The sequence below is a fragment of the Streptomyces prunicolor NBRC 13075 genome (assembly GCF_000367365.1).
Lineage (GTDB): Bacteria > Actinomycetota > Actinomycetes > Streptomycetales > Streptomycetaceae > Streptomyces > Streptomyces prunicolor.
In genome coordinates, this window is sequence record NZ_BARF01000025.1 from 205,153 (window position 1) to 225,559 (window position 20,407).

General features: G+C 70.2%; 16 protein-coding genes. 14 read left to right on the forward strand and 2 right to left on the reverse strand.

All coding sequences use genetic code 11. The features are described 5' to 3' along the window. The first annotated feature begins 89 nt into the window (after positions 1 to 89). Both SPR02S_RS10700 and SPR02S_RS10705 read left to right on the forward strand, forming a co-directional pair. Positions 90 to 851: a dienelactone hydrolase family protein gene (locus SPR02S_RS10700; protein WP_019056952.1), complete on the forward strand. Its 762-nt coding sequence runs from the start codon at positions 90 to 92 to the stop codon at positions 849 to 851. A 165-nt stretch (positions 852 to 1,016) separates the two neighbouring features. Further along, positions 1,017 to 2,204, forward strand: coding sequence for a glycoside hydrolase family 64 protein (locus SPR02S_RS10705; protein ID WP_019056953.1), 1,188 nt, complete (start codon positions 1,017 to 1,019; stop codon positions 2,202 to 2,204). A gap of 65 nt (positions 2,205 to 2,269) precedes the next feature. On the opposite strand, the gene SPR02S_RS10710 is transcribed toward SPR02S_RS10705, so the two are convergent. Beyond that, positions 2,270 to 4,666 (reverse strand): M4 family metallopeptidase, encoded by a 2,397-nt coding sequence (locus tag SPR02S_RS10710; protein ID WP_026150407.1) that lies wholly within the window; start codon positions 4,664 to 4,666, stop codon positions 2,270 to 2,272. 427 nt (positions 4,667 to 5,093) lie between these two features. Here SPR02S_RS10710 and SPR02S_RS10715 point away from each other — a divergent pair, with 427 nt between their 5' ends. The 10 genes from SPR02S_RS10715 to SPR02S_RS55515 all read left to right on the forward strand — a co-directional run bounded on the left by SPR02S_RS10715 (position 5,094) and on the right by SPR02S_RS55515 (position 15,355). Beyond that, positions 5,094 to 6,398 (forward strand): extracellular solute-binding protein, encoded by a 1,305-nt coding sequence (locus tag SPR02S_RS10715; protein WP_019056955.1) that lies wholly within the window; start codon positions 5,094 to 5,096, stop codon positions 6,396 to 6,398. Between the two features lie 7 nt (positions 6,399 to 6,405). Next, entirely contained in the window at positions 6,406 to 7,317 is a 912-nt protein-coding gene (locus tag SPR02S_RS10720) for a carbohydrate ABC transporter permease (RefSeq protein WP_019056956.1), read from the forward strand. Further along, entirely contained in the window at positions 7,314 to 8,243 is a 930-nt protein-coding gene (locus SPR02S_RS10725) for a carbohydrate ABC transporter permease (RefSeq protein ID WP_019056957.1), read from the forward strand. Before SPR02S_RS10720 ends, SPR02S_RS10725 begins: the two co-directional genes overlap by 4 nt. A 97-nt stretch (positions 8,244 to 8,340) precedes the next feature. Beyond that, positions 8,341 to 9,471 carry an ROK family transcriptional regulator gene (locus SPR02S_RS10730; RefSeq protein ID WP_019056958.1) on the forward strand — a complete coding sequence of 377 codons (1,131 nt, stop codon included), beginning with the start codon at positions 8,341 to 8,343 and terminating at the stop codon, positions 9,469 to 9,471. Between the two features lie 34 nt (positions 9,472 to 9,505). Further along, positions 9,506 to 11,032: a GMC oxidoreductase gene (locus SPR02S_RS10735; protein ID WP_019056959.1), complete on the forward strand. Its 1,527-nt coding sequence runs from the start codon at positions 9,506 to 9,508 to the stop codon at positions 11,030 to 11,032. Between the two features lie 31 nt (positions 11,033 to 11,063). Continuing rightward, a complete protein-coding gene (locus SPR02S_RS10740; RefSeq protein ID WP_019056960.1) occupies positions 11,064 to 11,675 on the forward strand; it encodes a nucleoside deaminase in 612 nt (203 codons plus the stop codon). Beyond that, entirely contained in the window at positions 11,672 to 12,598 is a 927-nt protein-coding gene (locus SPR02S_RS10745) for a sugar phosphate isomerase/epimerase family protein (RefSeq protein WP_019056961.1), read from the forward strand. The genes SPR02S_RS10740 and SPR02S_RS10745 overlap by 4 nt, the downstream gene beginning before the upstream one ends. A gap of 49 nt (positions 12,599 to 12,647) precedes the next feature. Then, a complete protein-coding gene (locus SPR02S_RS10750) occupies positions 12,648 to 13,892 on the forward strand; it encodes an MFS transporter (protein ID WP_019056962.1) in 1,245 nt (414 codons plus the stop codon). 85 nt (positions 13,893 to 13,977) lie between these two features. Then, positions 13,978 to 14,160, forward strand: coding sequence for an antitoxin (locus SPR02S_RS10755; RefSeq protein WP_019056963.1), 183 nt, complete (start codon positions 13,978 to 13,980; stop codon positions 14,158 to 14,160). A gap of 142 nt (positions 14,161 to 14,302) precedes the next feature. Further along, positions 14,303 to 15,355, forward strand: coding sequence for an MHYT domain-containing protein (locus SPR02S_RS55515; protein ID WP_019056964.1), 1,053 nt, complete (start codon positions 14,303 to 14,305; stop codon positions 15,353 to 15,355). A gap of 63 nt (positions 15,356 to 15,418) precedes the next feature. On the opposite strand, the gene SPR02S_RS10765 is transcribed toward SPR02S_RS55515, so the two are convergent. After that, a complete protein-coding gene (locus SPR02S_RS10765) occupies positions 15,419 to 17,707 on the reverse strand; it encodes a zinc-dependent metalloprotease (protein ID WP_019056965.1) in 2,289 nt (762 codons plus the stop codon). An 88-nt stretch (positions 17,708 to 17,795) separates the two neighbouring features. On the opposite strand from SPR02S_RS10765, the gene SPR02S_RS10770 reads away from it, so the two are divergent. Together SPR02S_RS10770 and SPR02S_RS10775 are read left to right on the forward strand one after the other, a co-directional pair. Then, positions 17,796 to 19,301, forward strand: coding sequence for a metallophosphoesterase family protein (locus SPR02S_RS10770; RefSeq protein WP_026150410.1), 1,506 nt, complete (start codon positions 17,796 to 17,798; stop codon positions 19,299 to 19,301). A 72-nt stretch (positions 19,302 to 19,373) separates the two neighbouring features. Then, positions 19,374 to 20,402 (forward strand): LLM class flavin-dependent oxidoreductase, encoded by a 1,029-nt coding sequence (locus SPR02S_RS10775; protein ID WP_026150411.1) that lies wholly within the window; start codon positions 19,374 to 19,376, stop codon positions 20,400 to 20,402. Positions 20,403 to 20,407: the final 5 nt, after the last annotated feature.

Below are 20,407 nucleotides of genomic sequence, written 5' to 3' on the forward strand. Positions count from 1 at the left end.
GCCGTGGGCGGGCGTGCCACGATGATCGGAACACGCCGCGCCGGGCCGGCAGGTGGCCCGGCGCCGATCCGCTGGGAGGCACCCCCGCCATGACCGCCGTACAGGGCACAGCCGTGGACATCCCGACCGAGGATGGCATCGCCGACGCCTATTGGGTGCATCCCGGCGATGAGCTTCCCCGTCCGGCCGTGCTGCTCTACCAGGACGCCTTCGGGCTCCGCCCCCACCTGAAGTCGATGGCCGATCGGCTGGCCGAGGCCGGTTATGCGGTGCTCGTGCCGAACGTGTTCTACCGGCAGGGGCGCGCGCCGGTGGTCGAGCTGCCCGAGTTCATCGACCACGACGGGCGTCCGGAGATCTTCGAGAAGGTCGGCCCACTGATCATGGGGCTGGCCCGGCATCCGGAACTGATCGAGCGGGACGCCGGGGCCTATCTGCGCTGGCTGGCCGAGTCGCCGTCGGTCGTGGACGGGCCGATCGCGATCACCGGGTACTGCATGGGCGCCCGCCTCGCGCTCTACACCGCCGGCGCCTACCCGGACCGGGTAGCGGCCGCGGCCGGTTTCCACGGTGGACGGCTGGCCACCGACGACCCCGACAGCCCGCACCTGGCCGCCGAACACATCACCGCCGAGCTGTACTTCGGCCACGCCGACCAGGACCCCTCGCTGCCCGAGGACCAGATCAAGCGGTTCGAGGACGCGCTCACCGCGGCCGGCGTCCGGCACCGCTGCGAGGTCTACCCGGGGGCGCAGCACGGCTACACGCAGGCCGACACCTCGGCGTACGACGCGAAGGCCGACGAGCGTCACTGGGTCGCGCTGCTCGACCTGCTGGACCGTACGTTCTGATCGACGGACCGCTTTCACTGATTCAAGGCGGGTGCCCGCGGCGCGAGTTGCCGTTGGCACCTTTCGTTCAACTCATTGACATGCCCGCGCCTCGGCGCGACGCTGAGAGCGCTCTCACATAGGTACGGACCAATTTTTCGTACACCCCCCACACGGAGGTGAGTAGTGCTCGTCAGACTCCTGCGTCGACTGGGCGCCGCGACCGCGGTGGCCACGATGCTCGCGCTGGCCACACCGCTGACGGCTGATGCCGCGGTGCCCGCCACGATCCCGCTGAAGATCACCAACAGCTCGGGCCGCGGCGACGCGGTCTACATCTACAACCTGGGCACCAACCTGGCCACGGGCCAACAGGGTTGGGCCGACGCCAACGGCACGTTCCACGCCTGGCCGGCCGGGGGCAACCCGCCCACTCCGGCGCCGGACGCTTCGATCGCGGGCCCGGCGGCCGGACAGTCCAGCACCATCCGGATCCCCAAGTTCTCGGGCCGCATCTACTTCTCCTACGGCCAGAAGCTGGTGTTCAAGCTGACCACCGGCGGTCTGGTGCAGCCGGCCGTGCAGAACCCGACGGACCCGAACCGCAACATCCTCTTCAACTGGTCCGAGTACACGCTCAACGACTCCGGACTGTGGATCAACAGCACCCAGGTGGACATGTTCTCCGTGCCGTATGCGGTCGGGGTGCAGCGTGCCGACGGGAGCACGGCCAGCACCGGGCACCTCAAGTCGGGCGGCTACACCGGGTTCTTCAACGCCCTGCGTGGTCAGCCGGGCGGCTGGGCCAACCTGATCCAGACCCGGTCCGACGGCACGGTTCTGCGAGCGCTCTCACCGACGTACGGGATCGAGACGGGCGCCCTGCCGAGCACCGTGATGGACGACTACATCAACCGTGTCTGGTCGAAGTACTCGTCGTCGACGCTGACCGTGACACCGTTCTCGAACCAGCCGAACACGAAGTACTACGGCCGGGTGTCGGGCAACGTCATGAACTTCACCAACAGCTCCGGTGCGGTCGTGACAACCTTCCAGAAGCCGGACGCGGCCAGCATCTTCGGCTGCTACAAGTACCTCGACGCCCCCAACGACCTGGTGCGCGGCCCGATTTCACGCACGCTGTGCGCGGGCTTCAACCGCTCCACGCTCCTGGTCAACCCCAACCAGCCGGACACCACCACGGCGAACTTCTACGTGGACACGGTGACCAACCACTACGCGCGCAAGATCCACGCGCAGATGGCCGACGGCAAGGCGTACGCGTTCGCGTTCGACGACGTCGGCGCCCAGGAGTCCCTGGTGAACGACGGGAACCCGCAGCAGGCCTATCTGACGCTGGACCCGCTGAGCTGAGGAAACCGGACACCCCGCACGCCTGGGGGCGCGTGCGGGGTGCCGGATCGAACGGGGGAAGCGGATCAGCTGGTCGTGACGGCGGTGTCGTCGATGACGAAGCTGGTCTGGAGCGAGGAGTCCTCGACGCCGCTGAACTTCAGGGCGACCGTGGTCCCCGCGAAGGCCGACAGGCTGAAGGACTTCGCGACGTACCCGCTGGCCGCGTTGAGGTTGGAGTAGGTGGCCAGGGTGGTGGATCCGGCGGTGACCGTCAGCTTGTCGTACGCGGTGCTGGTGGTGGTCTCAGCCGTGTCGATGTGGATGTAGAAGGTGAACGTCGTCCCCGTGCAGCCGCTCGGGATCGTCACCGACTGGGACAGCGTGTCGGTGTGGGTCGAGCCGTAACCGTCGAGCCAGGCCTTGTACGAGCCGGTGCGCGCCGCCTGGCTGGTGGAGCTGGTGATGACCCCGCTGGTCGCGGTCCAGGTGGTGGCGCCCGACTCGAAGCCCGCGTTGCCAAGGAGCTGGGTCGAGGTGCAACTGCCGCCGCCGGTGGCGCTCACCGTCCAGGTGAAGGACGCCGTGCCGGTCGCGCCGGTGGAGTCGGTCACCGTGACGGTGGAGCTGTAGGTGCCCGCGGTCGTCGGGGTGCCGGTGATGGCGCCGGTGGAGCTGCTGATCGACAGGCCGGTCGGCAGTCCGGTCGCGGCGTACGTCAGTGTGCCGCTGTTGGTGCTGCTGGCCGTGATCGCCAGGCTCACCGCGGTGCCGACGGTGGAGGACTGGCTGCCCGGGTTGGTGACCGTGACGCCCGTGGTCGGCACGGTGATGTGGCTGCCGACGTTGATGCCGGCGAAGGCGTTGCCGACTCCCGCGTACTGGGCGGACGTTGTGCCGTACAGCGCGCCGGCGGCGCTGAGCGCGGCGGTGCGGGCTCCGGCGTAATTGGTGCTGGACGTCATGTACGTCGTCAGCGCCTTGTACCAGATCTGCAGGGCGGCGGCCCGGCCGATGCCGGCGACGGCGACGCCGTCGGAGGTCGGGCTGTTGTAGGTGACGCCGTTGATGGTCTTGGTGCCGCTGCCCTCGGAGAGCAGGTAGAACATGTGGTTCGCCGGGCCCGAGGAGTAGTGGACGTCCAGGTTGCCGACGCCGGAGTACCAACTGTCGGCGGAGCCGCCGTCCTTGTCGGGCTCGTCCATGTAACGCAGCGGCGTACCGTCGCCGTTGATGTCGATCTTCTCGCCGATGAGGTAGTCACCGACGTCGGTGGAGTTCGCCGCGTAGAACTCGACGCCCGTGCCGAAGATGTCGGAGGTCGCCTCGTTCAACCCGCCTGATTCACCGGTGTAGTCGAGCCCGGCGGTGTTGGAGGTGACGCCGTGGCTCATCTCGTGCCCCGCCACGTCCAGCGAGGTCAGCGCGTGGGTGCTGCTGGTGCCGTCGCCGTACGTCATGCAGAAGCAGTCGTCGTCCCAGAAGGCGTTGACGTACGCCGTGCTGTAGTGGACGCGCGAGTAGGCGGCGACGCCGTCGTTCTTGATGCCGCTGCGGCCGAAGGTGTTCTTGTAGAAGTCCCAGGTCTCCTGGGCGCCGTAGGCCGCGTCCGCGCCGGCGGTCTGTGTGTTGGAGCCCGCGCCGGTGCCCCATACGTCGTCCGCGTCCGTCATCAGAGTGCCGGTGCCGGACGTGGCGTTGTTGAGGCTGTACGTCTTGTGGCCGCCGCGCGTGGTGTCGTACAGCTGGTACGTCGAACCCGACAGCGTGGTGCTCAGTGACACCGTGCCGCTGTACTGGGTGTTGCCGGTGCCGGTCTGGATGCCCTCGAAGCGGGAGAGTTCCTTGCCGGTGGTGGCGTCGGTGATGACGTGCAGCTGGCTCGGGGTGCCGTCGTCCTGGAACCCGCCGACGACCGTCTCCCAGGCGAGCTTCGGGGTGCCGGTGCCGGCCCAGATGACCTTGCGGGCGCTGTCGGTGCTCGGCGCCTTGGCGTCGAGGGCCTTCGCGGTCGTCAGGGCCTTGGTCTCGGCGGCCGACTTGGCCACGGACGCGGTGGTCGAGGGGACCGTGAGGGTGTGCTTGTTGTTGAAGGTGGCGCTCACCGTGCCGGTCGCCTCGGCGGCGGGCGGTGTGTGCACCACGAGGTCGCCGCCGAGGACGGGGAGACCGGCGTAGGTGCGCTCGTAGCGGGTGTGGACGGTGCCGTCGTTGTCCTTGACGACGTCCTTGACGACCAGCTTCTCCTTGGCGCCGAGGCCGAGGGTGCGGGCGGTCGTCGTGCTGTTCGCGGTGGCGCTCTTCACCAGAGCGGTGCGCTGGGCCGGGGTGAGCTTCGCCTCCAGGCTGCCGGTGAGCAGCGGACTCGGGTGGGGGGAGGCGGGCTTCGCGGTCGCGGGCACCGACTGGATGCCGACAGCCAGGAAGGCGGCGGTGGAGACCAGGGCTCCTATCGCCATCCGCTTGCGGGGGATGCGTCTCACTCTTACTCCTACTGCGACGACCGCGAACGCGGCCGGTGACAGACCGGACAGCCGGGTCTGCTGTCCGGGAAGAGCCGAGCTGTGCGGGACCGGACGAACTTTGACCAATCCGTGGAGGATTCGTGGGGGTGGCTGCGTGGAGGATGACAGCGTTGCCCCGTCCATGTCACCCAGGTCAGGGCCACTCAAGGGTTTTCCCTCTGTCGGGGATTTCGCTACAAGTTCCGAAATTATTCGTGACGGCTGAGCCACGCCGGCGAAACAGACCCTTCCTAACGTCGCAGTCAGCCACAGAGGTCCCATCAGCCGCATGACGGCCGCCGGACCGATAACGCTGCTTTCCCCGAAAATCCCGGAACCCGAATACAGGCGAGGCTCCGGAATTCCCTTCACTGTCCTCAGCGCCCCATGAGACAGGAGCCCCCGAGTGTCCGATCCCTCCCGCCGCGGCGTCCTCAGACTGTCCGCCGGCACCGCCCTGCTCGGCACCCTCGCCCTCGCGGGCTGTGGGCGCGGCGACACCGCGACCGCCACCGCGAAGGCCACCGCCAAGTCGATCGACGACAAGCCGGCCACCGGCACCGTGAACGTCTGGGCCGCCCAGGGCGACGCCGATGTGCTCGGCAAGGTGATCAAGCCGTTCAAAGCCGCGAACCCGGACGTCACCGTGAAGTTCACGCTGATACCGAACTCCGAGTACTACACGAAACTCCAGGCGGCGATAGCGGCGGGCAAGGGCCCGGACGTGGCCCAGTTCTTCCCCGAGTCGCAGGCCCAGTTCCTCGACCCGTCGATCCTCCGGCCGGTACCGGACGGACTCGTCGACTCCGGCGCCTTCTTCAAGAGCCTGTGGGACGCCGGTCTGGTCAAGGACGTGGCCTACACCGTGCCCTGGTACGCGTACACGTACGCCCTCGTCTACCGCGCCGACCTCGCCAAGAAGGCGGGCGTCGAGGCACCGACCACGTGGGCCGAAATGGTGCCGTTCCTCAAGGCGTTGAAGGGCGCCGGTGCCGTGCACGGGCTCGGGGCGGACAACGGCTGGGACATCTTCAACGGCCAGGACGTCGCGATGTACGCCTGGCAGGCGGGCGGCAACCTCCTCTCGTCCAGCGGCAGTTGGACCCTCGACACACCGGCGATGGTCGACGCGCTCAAGTACAACGCGTCGTTCTTCACCTCGGGTTCGGCCGACACCGCGACGCCCACCTTCCTCGACGCGCAGCCGTACTTCGTGTCCGGCAAGACCGCCACGATGATCACCGGCCCATGGGTGCTCGGGCAGCTCGACACCGCCGCGAAGAAGACCGGCTGGACGGCGGCCCATGTCGCCACGGCTCCGCTGCCGGCCGGCGCCTCGGGCAGCATCTCCTTCTCCGCCGGGGGGACTTGGGGCGTCCTGGCGGACAGCGGGAACACGGACGCGTCGTGGAAGTTCGTCCGGTACGTCTCGAAGCCGAGCACACAGGTCGCGCAGTACTCGGCGTACGGCTCGCTGCCCGCGGTGATCTCGGCCTGGGACGCGCCGGCGGTCAAGAAGCAGCCGCTCCTCGACGCCTTCCTCACCCAGCTGAAGAACACCAAGGCCTTTCCCCAAGTGGGCAGTTGGCAGCAGGTCGCCACCCGGCTGGGCAAGGAGGTCGAGACCGTGGCCAAGGGCACCCAGACCGCCGAGCAGGCCGCCGCGAGCATCCAGGCGTACGCCAAGACCCTCGGCACGGGCGCGGAGTGAGCCGCCGATGACCAGCACGCTCGTCCCGGGAACGCGGCGCCGGGCACGCAACTCCCGTCGTACGGCGGTGGCTTGGCTGTTCCTCGCGCCGTTCGCCGTCGTGTTCCTGCTCTACACCGCGATCCCCACGGTGGCCGCGCTCGGCTTCAGCCTGACCGATCTGCGCGGCTCGGACCTGCGCCATCCCCTCGCGGTCGACTTCACCGGCCTGGACAACTACCTGCGTCTGTTCCAGGATCCGACCTTCCTGCGGGACATCCTCAACACTGCCGTCTTCGTGGCCGTCGGTGTCCCGCTGACCATGGCGATCGGCTTCGCGCTGGCCTTGGCGCTGAACTCCGGGATCCGGCGGATGCGCGGGGTGTTCCGTACGGTCTTCTTCGCGCCGGTGGTCACGAACGTCGTCGCGGTCGCCCTGATCTGGCAGTACGCCTTCACCGCGGGCGGCACCGTCAACAAGGCGCTGGGCTACGTCGGTCTCGCCGGGCCGAACTGGCTGGACGATCCGCACCTCGCGATGCCGGTGGTGATCCTGCTCGGCGTCTGGCGCAACTTCGGCACCGCGATGGTCCTGTTCCTGGCCGGGCTCCAGGCTGTGCCGGAGGACGTGTACGAGGCCGCAGCGCTCGACGGGGCTGGCAGATGGCGGCAGTTGAGACACATCACCCTGCCGCTCCTCCTACCCACCACCCTCATGGTGTCGGTGCTGCTGACCGTGTTCTACCTCCAGGTCTTCGACGAGCCCTATCTCCTCACCGACGGCGGCCCGTTGGGGTCGACCGAGTCCGTATCGCTGTACACCTACCACCAGTTCGGGTCCGGCCAACTGGGCATGTCCTCGGCCGCGTCCTTCGTGATGCTGCTGCTCGTGCTGCTGGTGAGTGTCGTCCAGTTCCGACTGCTGAGGCCCCGCACATGACCGCCGTAGCCGCGTCGTTGAACGACGCCGACACCGACGCCGACCTGACCGCCGCCACCACCACCGCCGCCGCCGCCGCCGCCGAGGACCGGATCGCCGTACGCCACCGGTCAGTTGGGCGCCCCCTGCTGTACGGCGCGTTGGCGCTGTGCGCGCTGCTCACGCTGCTGCCCTTCTACTGGGTGGTCAGCGGCTCGCTGCGCGGACTCGACGAGATCCGCGCCGACCCGGGGGCGTGGGTACCGCAGCACGTCACGCTCGACAACTTCGTGCGGCTGTTCCGGACCGAGGGCTTCGGGCGCTTTCTCACCAACAGCGTCCTGGTCGCCCTCATGGTGGTGATCGGCAACATCGTGGCGGCCTCGGCGGCCGGGTACGCCCTCGCCAAGCTGGAGTTCGCGGGCAGGCGGCTCGCGTTCGGCGCGGTGATGGCGGCGATGATGGTGCCGTTCACGACGGTGTTCGTCACGCAGTTCGTCATCACCGTCGACATGGGCCTCGCCGACACCCTCACCGGGATCGCGCTGCCCGGCGTGGCACTCCCGCTCTCGGTCTTCATCATGCGGCAGTACGCGCAGTCGGTCCCCGACGAGTTGCTGGAGGCGGCGCGCATCGACGGCGCGGGCGAGTTCCGGATCTTCTTCCGGATCTTCCTGCCGCTGGCCGGTCCGGCGGTCGCGACGATCACGATCATGTCGTTCCTCAACTCGTGGAACAACTTCATCTGGCCGCTCATCGTCGCCCAGAGCACGTCGAGTTACACCCTCCCGGTCGGCCTCGCCGCCACCAGCCAGGCCGCCCAGCACGTCACCGACTACGGCCTGGTCCTCGCCGGCGCGCTCGTCGTGATGCTGCCGGTCCTGGTGCTTTTCCTGTTCCTGCAGCGGTACTTCGTGCAGGGCATCGCCGGATCGGGGATGCGGTGACGCCCATGACGGTAACCGTCCACGCTCCCGCCACCGGGGTGTTCGATCCCGTCGTACGGGGCAAGTCCGAGGAGGCGGAGGGGTGTTGATGTCGGGGATGAACCAGAGCGCCGTGCGGCGCGTCAACACCTCGGTCGTCCTGCGCGCGCTCGCGGTGTCCGCGGGGCCCACGACGCTGACCGCGCTCGCCGAGGGGGCCGGCCTGTCCCGCCGCACCATCGAGCTGATCCTGGACTCGCTCGTCGAGGCGGGCTGGGTCGCCGAGTTGGAGCGGATACCGATCAGCGGCAGTGCCGGGCGACCGGCCCGCCGGTACGAACTGCGCGCGGAACACGCCCTGTTGGCGGCCGTGTACATCAACACCGCTGACGCCTCCGCCGTGATCGCCGACGTACGCGGCCGTATCGTCGGCCGGGCGCACCGCCCGCTGCGCGCCTACCAGGACCCGCAGGTCACCCTCGACGACGCGGCGGACCTGGTCCGCGAGGCGCTCGACGACGCGGGCGGTTCGCCGGACCGGCTGCGTGCGGGCGCGGTGGCGGCCGGTGGCGCCATCGACGACGAGGGTGTCGTACAACGCCTGGTGCACACCACGCGCTGGGAGGGTGTGCATCTGCCCAAGGAGCTCGAACAGCGCATCCACATGCCCTGGTTCGCGGACAACGACTCCAACCTCGGTGCGCTGGCGGAGAGTTGGCGCGGTGTGGCCGCCGACCACGACAACGTCGTATGGGCGCACCTGGGCAACCGGACCGGCCTCGGCATCCTGATCCGAGGCGCCGTGCACCGGGGTCTGGACGGCGCCGCGGGCGAGATCGTCGAGGCCCACTCGATCCCGACCGACGCGATCGCCGACCGCCCGGTGGCCTTGCTGAGTTCACCGGAGGCGGCCCAACGGAAGGTGGCTCGGGAACGCTTCGACCAGGCCCGGGCGGGGGACGCCGAAGCGCTCGCCGAGGTCGACGAGTTCGTGGAGAACATCACCTCCATCCTCACCACCCTGTCGTGGACGGTCGCGCCCTCGCTCATCGTGCTCGGCGGCGGTCTGGAGGACGCGGCCGATGTGCTGCTCCCCCGGGTGCGCGAGGCGATGCGCGTCGCCCGTACCCCCGCGATCGAGCTGCGCGCCACCGGCCTGGGCCGTGACGCCGCGCTGATCGGCGCCGTGAAGCTGGCGCTCGACCGTATGGACACGGAGCTGTTCGGCCCGCTGGCCCCCAGCTCCTGACTCCCCCCACAGCAACCGTCTTTGGAGTTTCCCTGTGACCGACACCCCGCACACCGACGTCCTCATCGTGGGCAGCGGCATCATGGGTTCCGTGGTGGCCCGGCTGCTGCGGGAGAGCGATCCGGGGCTGGGCATCACGATGGTCGACGGCGGCAGCGCGATCGGCGAGGCGCCTGGGCTGCATCTGCACGACGTCACCGACCCGGCCCTCTGGTCGCGGTACAACGAGCGGGTCGAATCCGGCATCCAGGGCATGTACACCGGCGCCGAGGTGGTGCGCGAGGTCGCGGACAGCCTCGCCGGTCTGGCGCCCGGCATGTTCCACGCGCTGGCCTTCGGCGAGGACGCCGAGGCGATGCCCTCGACCGCGTTCGCGTGGAACGCGGGCGGCATGGGCGTCCACTGGACCGCCGCGACACCGTGGCCGGCCGGTCCCGAGGTCTTCGACTTCGGCGACCCGGCCCGCTGGGCGGCCGACCTGGACACCGCGCGCCGCCTGCTCGCCGTCTCCCCCTCCCCCATCGGCCCGACCGAGGTCGGCCGGACCGTCCTCGACGTCCTGCGCCGCCGCTACGACGGTACCGCGCCCGCCGACCGGCGCCCGCAGCCGATGCCCATGGCCGTCACACCGACGGGTTCGGGCCCCATGCCCCGCACGGCACCGGGGACGATCTTCCCGGCGATCGCGGCGGGCGGCGACCCGACGTTCACGCTGCTGACGGGGACCCTTGCGACCCGGTTGCTCGTCTCGGACGGCCGGGCCACCGGCGCCCGGCTGCGCCGAGTCTCCGACGGCAAGGAGTCCGCACTCCACGCGGACACCGTGATCGTGTGCGCCGACGCGCTGCGCACCCCGCAACTGCTCTTCGCCTCGGGCATCCGGCCCGAGGCGCTGGGCCGGTATCTCAACGAGCACGCGTTCATCACCGCCCAAGTCCTGCTGGATCTCGACCGGTTCGGCATCGCCCTGGACGACCTGCCCCTCCCCCGCACCGGCGAGTTCAGCACGGACTCGCTGTGGCTGCCGCAGAACGGGCCGGACCAGCCGTTCCACGGCCAGATCATGAACCGGACGTACGTCGACGAGGACGGGCGTCCCCTCGCCCACGCCGTGGGACTGGCGCTGCTCGTCCCCGTCGAGTCACGCCCCGAACACCGGCTCGTCTTCTCGGAGTCGGAGACCGACCTCGCCGGACTGCCGCGCATCGGCGTCGAGTTCGCCTACTCCGACACCGACCGCGCGCTGATCGACCGGGGACTCGCCGAAGTCCGTGCGCTGGCCGAGGAGTTCGGCCCCTTCGACCCCGCCAGCGAACTCGCCCTGCTCCCGCCCGGCTCGTCCCTGCACCTGACCGGCACCGTCCGCTCGGGCACCGCCGACGACGGAACCAGCGTGTGCGACCCGGACGGCCGGGTGTGGGGCTTCGACAACCTGTACGTCGCCGGCACCGGCGTGATCCCCACCCCGATGGCCGCCAACGTGACACTGACCGGCGCGGTGACGGCCGTACGGGCCGCCCGGGCCGTCACCACCCGCACCGCGCCGCTCGCCGCGCACTGAAAGGAAGCCCAACCGTGAAGGAAGCCCGGACGTGATCAACATCGTGAAGGAATACCGCGTGGCGCTGCCGGCGTGGATCGACGACGAGCTGGCCGACGTGCCCGCCGTCGTCCCCGGCCGCGAGGACCGGATGCGCCTCGTGCACCGGCTCGCGGACCGCAACTGGCGGGAGGGCAACGGCGGTCCGTTCGCGGCCCTCGTCGCCGAGCGCGACACCGGCCGGATCGTCTCGGTGGGCGTGAACGTCGTTCTCGCCTCCGGAGTCTCCAGCGCACACGCGGAGGTCGTGGCACTCGGCCTGGCCCAAATGGCCACCGGCGGCTGGGACTTGGGCGCCACCGGCCTCCCGTCCCACGAGCTGGTCGTCAACTGGCGCCCCTGCGTGCAGTGTTACGGCGCCACCCTGTGGTCCGGAGTGCGCACTCTGGTGGTCGCGGGCGAGGGCCCGGAGCTGGAGGAGATCACCACGTTCGACGAGGGCCCGCTCGGCGCGGACTGGGCCGAGCAGTTCGAGGCACGTGGCATCGAGGTCGTAGGAGACGTGCTCCGCGACGAGGCGCTGGCCGTGTTCCGCGACTACCGCAAGGCCGTGGACGAGGCGGACGGCATCGTCGTCTACAACGCGCGCGGAGGTACGGCATGACCCCGCGCTTCGCGACCGACGTCGTCACCTTCTACCACCCGGACTTCTGGGATCTCCCCTCCGCGGACGCCGTACGCGCGTGGGCGCTGGCGCACCCCGAGCTGTTCTGGGCGCGGGTGATGGACGCACTGGACGAGGCCGGCGTCACGGGCATCGAACTCACCTTCGCGCCCGGGGACATCGAGTCGGCGCTGCGGGCGTTCGGCAGCGCGCAGGGCTTCCGCCGCGAGCTGGTGTCCCGTGGGCTGGCCGTCGTGAGCGCGTTCGTCGCCGGGGAGGACAGCCCCGACTGGCGGGACGCCGGCAACCTGTCCGCGATCGTCGCCGACGCCGAGCGGCGCGCGGCCTTCCTCGTAGACGTGGGGGCCGAACTCCTCGTCGCGGGCCTCCCGATGCGCACGACGTTCGGGGCCCGGCCGCCCCTCTTCGTCGACGCCCCGTACATGACCCGCATGGCCGACATCGCCCACGCGGTGGGCGAGGCCGTCTCGCGGCAGGGCGTGCGGCTCGCCTTCCATACGGAGTCCAACAGCACGCTCTGGTACGAGCGCGACATCGACCTGTTCATGTCCTTCACCGATCCGCGCTACGTCTGGCTGTGCCCCGACTCCTGCCACATCGCGCTCGGCGGCGGCGACCCGGTGGCCGTGGCACGCCGTCACGCGCGGCGCGTCGCGCTGGCGCACTGGAAGGACGCCGTCAGGCCGATCGACGTGGAACTCACCATCGACGAGACGGTCTTCGCCCAACAGCAGCCCTATATGGCCGAGTTGGGCTCGGGCATCGTCGACTGGAAGGGCTGGGCCGACGCCATGTCCCGTACACCCGGCGCCGACACGGTGCTCATCGAGCTGGACGAGGCCGCCGATCCGGTCGCCGCGTTGCTGGCGGGGAGGGCGGTGGCGTCGTCGGTGCTGCCGTGACCGGTGGCACAACTGCCGTGGCGGAACGGTCACTTGATACGATCCGATCATGCTGCGCCTGGTGGATGTTCCTGGGTACGTACGCTTCTGGACCGCCTCCGCGATCTCGTCGTTCGGCTCACAGATCACCGGACTGGCGCTGCAGATCCTCACCGCCGTCACGCTGAGCGCGTCCGCCACGGAGGTGGGTCTGGTCAGCGCGGCCCGCTGGGCGCCGTATCTGCTCTTCGGGCTCGTGGCCGGGGTGCTGGTGGACCGTTCCCGGCGCAAGCCGGTCATGGTCGCCATGGATCTCGGCCGGGCCGTTCTCCTCGGCGCGATCCCACTGCTGTACGCGCTGGACCGGCTCGGCATCGCCGCACTGTGCGTGTGTGTCTTCGCCTTCGGGCTGCTCTGTCTGTTCTTCGAGGCCGCCAACCACTCCTACGTCCCGCAGCTGGTCCCCAAGGAACTCCTCAACGCGGGCTATGCCCGGCTGGGACAGGCCGACGCGGCGGCGGGGTCGACCGGGCCACTGATCGCCGGAGTGCTGATCAAGCTGGTAGGCGCGCCGCTGGCCGTACTCGTGGACGCCGTGAGCTATCTGGCGTCCGGCCTGCTGCTCGCCTCGGTGCGGGCCCACGACCCCGTTCCCGACCGAGGCGCGCGGCGCAGTCTCGTGACCGAACTGCGCGAGGGCGTGGCCTGGGTCTACCGCCATCGGACCTTGGCGTCCATCGCGCTGACCTCGCACCTGATGCTCCTGTTCAACACCGTCGTCAGCACGGTCTTCGTGGTCTTCGCCCTGCGTGAGCTGAGGATCGGGGACTTCGGCCTGGGTGTGACGTACGCCTGCGCGGGCCTCGGTGGAGTGCTCGGCGGTGCGTTCTCGGCACGCGCGGCGCGGAGGTTCGACGTCGCCGCCGTCCTGATCGCGGGCCGTCTCGTCGCCGCCGTCGGCTGGCTGCCGCTGGTCCTCGCCCAGCGCGGACCGTGGGCCCTGGTCTCGGTGTCGCTGGCCTTCTTCGTGGTCTCCGGCGCCATCTCGCTCGAAAGCCCGGTCGAGATGAGCTACCGCCAGGCGGTCACGCCCGAGCGGCTGCGGGGCCGGATGAACGCCACGATCCGCTCGTTCAACTGGGGAATGGTCGCGATCGGTGCCCCGCTGGGCGGACTCCTCGCCGACCACGTCGGCTACCGGTTCGCCCTGTGGGTGGGCCTGTCCGGAGCGGTCCTCCAGGCACTCCTGCTCGCCGTGTCCCGCACCCGGGAGGCCCGCGACACCGACGAGGTCGAGCCTCTCGTACGTACCTGAGCCCGCGGCCCGTTCCACCGAAATGCGGCACAGGGGAAGCAGGGGGATGCTGAGAGGGCCAACGCACGTCCGAAGGAGGACAGCCATGTCGTTCATGGACAAGGTCAAGGGAATGCTGGGCCAGCACCCCGACCAGGCCAAGCAAGGCGTGGAACGGGCGGGAGACATGGTCGACAAGCGCACGGGCGGCAAGCACGCCAAGCAGGTCGACATGGCCCAGGACAAGGCCAATGACTTCATCGACCGCGAGAAGCCCCAACAGCCCTGACCGCTTCTGTCCCCGTATCGACCGCGATGCGACCGAAGCACACCCCGGAAAGCCCAGAGTTATGTGAAAGGCTTGCGCGCCCGGGTCCCGATCCGTACATACTCCCCCCACAAGAAGCCACAACTCTGGGGGGAGTTGGCTCATGCAAGGCACGATCGACGGGTTCCGCTATGGCGCGGTGACCCCGGTGGCGGCCTATCTGATGGCCTGCCTGGGAGGGGCTCTGGGACTGCGCTGCGTGGTGCGGTCCCTGCACAACAGACAGTCGTGGAAGGCGGGTTGGCTCGCGCTCGGCGCGACGTCGATCGGCAGCGGCATCTGGACGATGCACTTCATCGCGATGATCGGCTTCCAGGTCGAGGAGACCCGGATCGGCTACGACGTCGGCCTGACGGTGCTGAGTCTGGCCGTGGCGATCGTCGTGGTCGGCATCGGCGTCTTCGCCGTGGGCTACCGGGGCGCCACCGCCGGCACGCTCTCCGCGGCCGGCGTCATCACCGGATTAGGAGTCGCCGCCATGCACTATCTGGGCATGGCGGCCCTGAAGTTGAACGGCGACATCGAGTACCGGACCAGCACGGTCGCGCTCTCCGTGGTGATCGCGATCGTCGCCGCCACGGCGGCCCTGTGGGCGGCCGTCTCCATCCGGGGCTTCCTGGCGAGCCTGGGTGCCAGCCTGGTGATGGGCGTGGCCGTGTCCGGGATGCACTACACGGGCATGGCGGCCGTGAGTGTCCATCTGCACGGCACCGGCGGAGAGTGGACGGGCGACTCGGCCAACTCCATTCTGCTTCCCATGCTGTTGGGGCCGGCCATCTTCCTGCTGCTGGCCGGGGTCGTCGTGATGTTCGACCCGCTGCTGGTGATGGGCGAGGGCGAATGGGACCGCTCCTTCGTCCGCCACCGGGTCGGCCCGGACGCGAGCGCCAGACAGCCCGCCCCACGCCCCGACTCGCTCTTCGACACAGCAGACCGCCCGGCGGCCGGCCGACCGGACCGTTACGAGAGCCCGGCCGCCCCACCGGGCAGCCGCCGGAGCCGGAACACCCACAGGAATCCCACTCGACAGGCCCCGTACGGCAGCCCCGTGGTGCCACCTCCGGCGACTGCCCGCAGCGCCCACAACACGCCGGCCAACCCCGCACGCGGCCGCCCGGACCCGTACGGGGCACCGCAGCGCCCCGGGGAGTGGTGACCGACAGCACACACCACGCACCGGGTCACCCATCTTCTGTCACCAAGTCGCTTTACGGCGCGCTCAGTTGGGCGCGCCCGGCGGCACCCTCGGCAGTGGGTCGACCCGCACCGACCCGGCGTCGGCAAGGAACGCCCGGATCAACTCCCCGGCCTCACGCGCCTGTTCGTCGCCCTGGCACCGCAGCTCCGTCCCGAGCCGCCGCACCGCACCGCGCAGTGACATGCGTACCGGTAAGTGGAGTGCCGTCTCGTCGAGCAGGGTCAGCAGCTGGTTCAGGAGGGTCCAGTCCGCCGCGTGCTGCACGGCGGCCCCGCCGGGGAGTTCGGCGGGTACCGGGTCGGTACGGCGCCAGGTGGTGGCGAGGAGTGCGTCGACGAGGTCGGTGACACCGGGCGCCGCGGAGTCGGCGGCATGCTGCCAGGCCACGCGGTTGAGCCGGGCCGGGTCCAACAGGTGCTCCGTGACGAGCGCGGTCGCGACCCGTACGGCCTCGAAGGGGTCGAAGATCCGCCCGGCAGCCGTGTCGAGGTACTGCTCCGTCCGGTCGTAGCGGATCGCGGGCGGGGTCAGGGTGTCCAACACCGCTCCGGGCAGGGCGAGTTGCTCGGCCCGGAGGAGTTCGGCGAGTCGGGTCAGCGCCGTGTGCTGGGTGGCCGGGTCGACGGCCTGCGCGCCTCGGCCGTCCTCGCCCGCGAGGCCGTAGGCGTAGCGCACCCCGCCGACCAGCCGGGCCACGGCCGTCACCTCGTGCCGGTGCAGGAGGTGCAGCAGGACGGCGCGTTCCTCCAGTTCGCCGGTCTGCCGGTCGGGCGGCAGCACCGCTCGGGAGAATCCGTCCAGCGCGATTCGGCGGACCCGCAGCATCGTCTCCAGCGCCTGGAGGGCGTCCGGCCCGCTGACCCAGGTCACGGCGTCGGCGTGGGCGGCGTTCGGGCCCTGGGCGTCCTCGTCGGAGAGGTAGGTCAGGCCCGACTCGGCGGCCTGGCGGCGGAGTTGGGCGAGTGCGCTCTCCTCGTCGGAGGCATCGAACCGTCCGTAGGCGTGCGCGACCAGGAAGTGGTCCCACGGCCCGAGTCCCGTGCCGTACGCGGCGGACAGGTCGAGGCTGTCCTCCTCCGTGACCTGGATGCGCGCGTGCGGGTAGTCCATGACGGACGGCTCGGGGTGTCCCGTACTGGCGAAGTTGTGCATGAAGCCGAGCGCGTGGCCGATCTCGTGGGCGGCGAGCTGGCGCAGCCGGGCGAGCACCAACTCCTCGACGGCGGCGAGCCGTTCGGCCTCGTCCGGGCGGCCGTACGGTGCGAGCAGGGCCTCGCCGAGCGCGCGGACCTGCTCGACGCGCTGCGAGCCGAGGCGTACCCGGGCGTGCAGGATCTCGCCGGTGCGCGGGTCGGTCAGGCCCTGGCCGAGGGACCAGCCGCGGCCCGCCCGGTGCACCCAGACCACGCCGTTGACGTCGGGGTCGTACGGGTCGAAGCCGTCGTCGCCGGGTTCGACCCGGTAGGCGTCGGGGAGTCCGATCCCGGCGAAGGCCTGCCGCCACCAGTTGCCGCCCTCGACGATCGCCGAGCGGAAGGGTTCGGGGACGGCCGGGTCGATCCGGAAGACGATCGGGGCGCCGCCGGGTTCCGCGCGGAACCGGGGCTGGAGTTTGACCTGGGTGCTCGCCCGGCCGACGAGGCCGTGGTCGGCGTATCCGATGGCGTAGCCGCCCGAGGCGGGGTGGTAGCGCCGGACGGGCAGCGGGGAGGCGGGCAGGCGCAGCAGGTTCAGCTGCTGGACGACGGTGAGGGCGCGCGGGTCGGCGGCGACGGCCCGGACCGCCGAACCGCGGCCGGGGCCACGGAAGGTGAGCAGCGCGGGCAGCCGGACGGCGGTGGGCCCGGAGCGGCTGTCGGCGACGAGCGGGACGCTGGTGGACGCGTCGACCGTGTAGTCGCCCTGCTCGCGCGCGTACAGGTGCTCGGCGATCCCGTCGTGGTCTGCGAGGACGAGCCCGGTGGCGTCCACGACCGCGGCGCCGTTCTCCTCGCGCAGCACGGGCCCGCTCCACAGCACGGACAGCGCGAACGACTCGTTTCCGGCCCGTACGGCGGCCGCGTCGCCGGAGGTCAGGAAGTGCTTGTTGCGGACGACGAACAGGACCCGGTCGCCGACCCGGCGGAACTCCGCGAGCCAGGTCCGGCCCGCCTTCCCCCGGTCCAGCCAGAGCTCGCTGGAGCCCAGGCCCTGGGAGAGGGAGACGGAGAGGAGGAAGGGTTCGTCGAAGTGACGGATGCCCAACAGCAGCCGGTCCGACCGGAGTTCGGGGTCGGGGATCAGATCGATGAAGTCGGCTTCGCCGGGCATGCGGGGGCCTTTCGGTTGAGCAACGTCGAGTTGATGTTGTCAGGCCCCTGCCTCTCACCCCGCGTTGGCTCGTTGTTACGGTGCACCGGTGTCTGAATCTTCACGCGATACTCCCGAAGGCGCCGGTTGGGGCGCGGCGGAGCGCGGCGCGTATCAGCAGCTCATGCCGTCCCATGTCGAGAAGGTCTCGTGGCTCAGCCCGAAGACTCTGTGGGCCGCGCGCAACGGTGTGTTGGCGTCCTGGTTCGGGGACCCGACCGGTGATACCCGCAGCCGTTGGGTGGCGCAGCGCGCGGAGGCCGGCGCACCCGCCGACAAGGTGATCCGGCGCGACGACCGGGACACCTTCTCCTTCATGGTCATCGGTGACACCGGCGAGGGCGACGATCCCCAATACGCCGTCGTGCCGGGCTTTCTGAAAGCCAGTCAGGAAACGGCCTTCGCGGTCGTCGCCAGCGACGTCATCTATCCCGTCGGCACCGCGGACGACTACGAGACGAAGTTCTTCCGCCCGTACCAGGCCTATCCGGCGCCCATCTACGCGATACCCGGCAACCACGACTGGTACGAGGACCTCGGCGGCTTCATGCGCGTCTTCTGCGACGACGCGCCCGCGCTGCCCGCACCGAAGGCACCGCGCCCGCTGACGCGCGCCTGGTTGCGCTCGCTGCTGTGGCACCGCCCCCGCCCGTCCGACGGTGAACACCTGCACAAGGCAAGGGAGTTGCGCTCCTCGCCGGTCCACCAGGCCGTGCAGCCGGGCCCGTACTGGGCGATCGACGCGGGACCGGTGCGCATCATCGGTATCGACACGGGCCTGTTGGGCACGATCGACGCCGAACAGGGCGCCTGGCTGCGCGAGGTGGCGAAGGGAACCACGCCGAAGATCCTGATCACCGGTTCACCCCTGTACGTGGACGGCGAGCACCACCCGTGCGCGATCGAGGGCGGTGGCACGGTCGACGACATCGTCAGCGATCCGGCCCACCACTTCGTGGCCGCGATAGGCGGCGACATCCACAACTACCAACGTTATCCAGTGCGGTTGGCGGACGGCCGCACGCTCCAGTACGTGGTCTCGGGCGGCGGCGGCGCGTTCATGCACGCGACGCACACCGTGCCGCGCGTCGACATCGCGGCCGTGACCGAGCAGGACTTCCGCTGCTATCCGCTGCGCGGCGACTCCCTCGCCTTCTACAGCCGGCTGTACGGGCGCCGACTGCACCTGCGCCGCTTCTTCACCCTCACCGAGGCCGAGGCGTCGGCCGTGATCTGCGAGCGCCTCGGCATCCCGCCGACCCGCACCCCGGGCCCGCCCGTCCGGATCACCCGCCGCATCCGCCTGGTCGCGAGCCTGCTGGGCGCCGGGAGCCGCCCCGACCGCCGCTCGCGCTTCCGCCTCCCGGTGCGCAAGATCTACACCCAGCTCTTCTCGCCCAGCTCGGTGACGTACAGCCCGCCGTTCTTCAAGTGCTTCCTGCGGCTGGACGTCACCCCCGAGGCGATCCGGCTGCGCTGTTTCGCGGCCACCGGCAACCACGCCCAGGAGATCGACCCACCCGTCGAGGACGAGATCACCATCCCGCTGCACTGATCACACGCCCGCAACGTTCGCCTGTCACAATCGGGACAGAACAGAACTGACGTACGACCGCCGGAGGAGCCCGTGCCGCCCACCCCACGCCCGTTGCGGAAGCTGGGCTTCCTCACCATCGGCCTCTTCGACGAGGCCGATCCGCGCCGGGGCCACGAGTCGACGCTGGAGATCATCGAACTGGGCGAGCGCCTCGGCTTCGACAGCGCCTGGCTGCGCCACCGCCATCTCCAGTACGGCATCTCCTCCCCCGTCGCGGTGATGGCTGCCGCCTCGCAGCGCACCAGCCGTATCGAACTCGGCACGGCGGTGATCCCGCTCGGCTGGGAGAACCCGCTGCGGCTGGCGGAGGACCTGGCGACCGTCGACATCCTGTCCGGGGGCCGCATCAACCCGGGCGTCAGCGTCGGCCCGCCGATGCACTTCGACCAGCTCAAGGAAGCGCTGTACCCCGACACGGCCGACGTCGAGGACTTCGGCTACGAGCGGGTGCGCCGACTGCTGGACTTCGTGCGCGGCGAGCCGGCCACCGACTTCAGCGGGGTCGAGGGTTTCGAGGTGTTCTCCGACCGGGTCCAGCCGCACTCCCCCGGTCTGGGACAGCGCCTCTGGTACGGCGGCGGCAGTGCGGGCTCGGCGAAGTGGGCCGGCGAGCACGGGATGAACCTCCTGACGAGCAGTGTCGTGAAGGCCGAAGGGCCGGACGAGTCAAGGGACTTCGCCGAGATCCAGCTCTCCCACATCCGCACGTTCCGCGCCCACCACCCCGACGGCGAGGCCGCTCGCGTCTCCCAGGGCCTGGTGGTCATCCCGACCGACTCCGCCTCGCCCGAACAGCGCGCGAAGTACGAGGAGTTCGCCCGCAAGCGCACTCCTCGTACGACATCACCGCAGGGTCCGGCCCGGCTGATGTTCGCGCCGGACATCGTCGGCACCTCGGAGGAAATCGCCGAACTCCTGCACGCGCACGCCGCGTTCAGGGAGATCGACGAGGTGGCGTTCGCGCTGCCTTTCACCTTCGAGCACGAGGACTATGTGCAGATCCTCACGGACATGGCGACGAAGCTGGGGCCGGCGCTCGGGTGGAAGCCCGCCGTCTGACCTCG